Raw genomic sequence first — 3,692 nt, forward strand, 5'->3', positions numbered from 1 at the left:
GTATAAATTAATTAAGCAAATTGATTATCCTAACTCTTTAGGCTATTTTTATGCTGTGGCTACGAAATTCTTAGGCTTTGAGCCTTGGCATCACGAAGGAAAAACAATGGCGTTAGCTGCTTATGGTCATAAAAATTCCATGATAGATCAAAAATTAAGTACACTTTTTTCGATTAAAGAAGGTATTTATGATTGCTCGGAATTCATATATAGAAATTCAGCTTTGTTTTTAATGGTAGACATGGATAAAGCTATTGCTGAATTGGAGCAATTATTTGGAGTTAAAGCGAGAAATCACAGTGAACCAATTAGTGACTTTCACATGGATTTTGCGTTTGCAGTTCAAATGCTTCTCGAAAATAGTGTCATAAGTGTGGTGAATTATGGTATAGAAAAGACTGGAATAACGCAAGTATGTGCTTCCGGTGGAATTTTTATGAATTGTAAGATGAATATGGTAGTGAGAGAACAATCTAAAGCATCTGATTATTTCGTTCAACCACTTGCTGGTGATTTAGGACTTGTTCTCGGTTCAGGCTTGTTATTGTCAAGTAGTAAATATACAAGTGAATTTTATAGTGTGTCATTAGGACCGGATTTTTCCGATGAATACATTGAATCAATTTTGAAAAAGTCTGGTTTAAAATATATGAAGAGTCCTGATATCGCATATGATGTAGCAAAATTACTCTCTGAAAACAATATAGTATGTTGGTTTGAGGGACGTATGGAGATGGGGGCGCGAGCTTTAGGCAATCGTTCTATTTTAGCAAATCCTAGGGATGCTCAAATGTCTGATAAAATCAATGAACTAGTGAAACATAGAGAAGTTTGGCGACCATTTGCATGTTCTATACTTGAAGAATACTGTGAGATAGTTCTTGAAAACTATCCTTGCCATAAAAGATACCCCTTCATGATCGAGGCATTTAGAGTTAAAGATAATTGGAGAGATAAAATCCCCGCAGTGATTCATAGGGCAGATTACACTACGAGACCACAAACAGTTAGCTGTAAAACTAATCCACTATACTATGATGCTATAAAACACTTTTACGAAATAACAGGTTGTCCATTGGTTCTTAACACTTCATTCAACGACAAGGGGCAACCAATAATAATGTCGCCTGAATTAGCCGTTGATTTTATCAAAAAGAATCCTGTTGATGTTTTGGCTATTGGCAATTATTTGGTGATTAACAAATAGTTATCATGCCGTGATCTATAATAATGTTTTGATATGGGGGGCGTTTTTATGTTAGAAGGTAGACTCTTGTTAATTAATCCTTGGCAGACGTATGAAAAAAAACTCGAATCTGAATACCAATCATATATTCCATATGGTTTGGCTTGTATAGCTGCAATTGGTGAATCCGAGTCTTTTAACACTAGAATTGTTGATTGCCTTGAGGATGAAACAACAACTGAAATTGGGGATAAGGTTAGATATGGGAAAACGCCAGCAGAGGTTGAGAAAATAATCAAAGAGTTTAAACCTGATATTGTTGGAATTAGTGCAACTTTTAGTATGTTTGAAAAGGATGCAACAGAAGTCGCAAATATGGTAAAAAAAATAGATTCCTCTATAATCGTAATTCTTGGTGGAGTAACTGCAACTCTTCCAGAAATTTATATATCGCTTCTTCATAATAATGATGTATATGATATTATGTCTAGGGGTGAAGGAGAATACACTTTTATAGATCTTTTACGTAACTATAATAAAAAAGAAAAGAAAATAGATAATTTATCATCGATAAAGGGAATAGCATATAAAGAGAATGGCGATATCATTGTGACAGATGATAGACCATTTATTGAAGATCTAGATACGTTGCCTTTTCCTGCTCTTCATTTACTAAATCTCGACAAAGTATTCAACAATAAATATTATTCAAGGTGGAGAAATAATCCTAGTAATAAAAGAACAATTCCTATTTTTACTAGTAGAGGCTGTCCATTTAATTGTTGCTTTTGTAGCGTACATAGTCAAGTAGGATATAGACATAGGACGTATAGCATAGAGTATGTTATTTCACTAATGAAAAAATGTATTTTTGATTATGGAATTAATCATTTTCATTTTGAAGATGACAATTTAACGCTTGATATTGAAAGAGCAAAACGTTTGTTTAAGGAAATAGCTAAACTAAATATTACTTGGGACACTCCTAACGGAGTGAGAGCGGATAGAATAGACGACGAAATGGTACAGCTTATGATTGAATCCGGTTTAACTAGCTTATCCATAGCAGCAGAATCAGGAAATGAGCAAGTTCGTATGAAGATAATACATAAGAATTTGAAAACTGAAAGTATTATTAATGCTGTCAGAATATGTGATAAATATGACTTACCATGTATAGTTTTTTTTGTATTAGGTTTTCCAGGTGAAACTATGGAGAATATTGAAGACACTGTCAGATTTGCGAAAGAAATAACTAATAAATATAACACAATAAATATGATTTTTATTGCCAATCCACTGCCAGGTACCGAACTAAGCAAAATATCTGCTGAGAACGGATACTTTGAGAAAGAAATGACTAATTCTGACTACTTTGTAGCTATTAGAGCTAATCAATCATCTATGATTAAAACGCCAGAATTTGACAAGAAGAAAATATTCTTGTTGTTAAAGCAGGAATTAGATTCACCTGAATACTCTGTACACAATATAGCCCAGCCTATGTTTTGGGCAAATACACTAATCGCTAATCAGAGAGCAAAAAGAGTTTTTCCTCGGATGTCTAATAAAAAAGTAAATTGGGAATGGATAGGAGAATAATATGGCGTTATCTATAATCATCCTTACACATAATTGTTATTCAAAAAAAGGAGGATGCATAGAAACTGTTTTATTGTCGATTTTAAATCAGTCATACACTCAATATGAAATCATTGTTATAGACAACAACAGCGAGTTAGAAAACTTTCAAAAACTCCATGTATTTACCAATTCAATTAAACCAAAATGCGATCTTCAAGTAATCCGTAATAGTCAGAATAATATTTCGATCGGTCGAAATATCGGAGTAAAAAAAGCAAAATATGAAACGCTTATTTTTTTAGATGACGATACAGTATTAATAGATAATAATACCTTGTTTCTGATTTCAGAATTATCCCAAAAGAGTATCTATGGTTATTCAGCTATTAGATATTGGACAAAACTTGGATGGTATGAAAAAAACAAGCACGTTATTGATGATAACATGGTAAATGGCTTACGAGATCATTACGGAATAGATTATTCATTGCCAGATCCTAGTATAAGAGATAAAGAAAACAACAGGCATCTTATAAGAACATATATAGGAAACTTTGGATTTGTGAATCGAAATGCTTTTATAGAAATTGGAATGTGGGATAGTTCTTATACTGGATATGGAGTGGAAGACGATGCTGCCGCTTTTGCTCTTTTCTCTGCCTATGGTCGCCCAACGCTACTGACAGAAATTGAAGTGGTTCATATTACTCATAGAATAAGTAAGGCAAACCTTAATGAGCTATCATTGAATCGTCAAAAGTTTGATTATTATTTAAAATCTAAGGGGATTAAAGAGTTTCATGTTGGGAGGTTACTGTATTGCGAACCAAATGTGATAGAGTATGTCGAATGATTCTCTTTTGTCCTATTATCGGAGGTGCTTATGCAGTTACAAGCCAAAAAGATAAGTATAACTATAAAA

3 protein-coding genes are annotated in these 3,692 nt (G+C 33.1%); all 3 read left to right on the forward strand.

The window, feature by feature from the left end; translation table 11 throughout:
• The coding region (locus tag CUS_RS09005) for a carbamoyltransferase C-terminal domain-containing protein (protein WP_002849825.1) at positions 1-1,207 on the forward strand (1,207 nt) is incomplete at its 5' end.
• A 48-nt stretch (positions 1,208-1,255) separates the two neighbouring features.
• Positions 1,256-2,788 (forward strand): B12-binding domain-containing radical SAM protein, encoded by a 1,533-nt coding sequence (locus CUS_RS09010; protein ID WP_002849826.1) that lies wholly within the window; start codon positions 1,256-1,258, stop codon positions 2,786-2,788.
• Between the two features lies 1 nt (position 2,789).
• The gene (locus CUS_RS09015) at positions 2,790-3,623 is read left to right on the forward strand and encodes a glycosyltransferase family 2 protein (RefSeq protein WP_002849822.1); all 834 of its coding nucleotides are present in this window, start codon (positions 2,790-2,792) and stop codon (positions 3,621-3,623) included.
• Positions 3,624-3,692 lie beyond the last annotated feature (69 nt).

It is taken from the genome of Hominimerdicola alba 8 (assembly GCF_000178155.2).
Classification (GTDB): Bacteria; Bacillota; Clostridia; order Oscillospirales; family Ruminococcaceae; genus Hominimerdicola; species Hominimerdicola alba_C.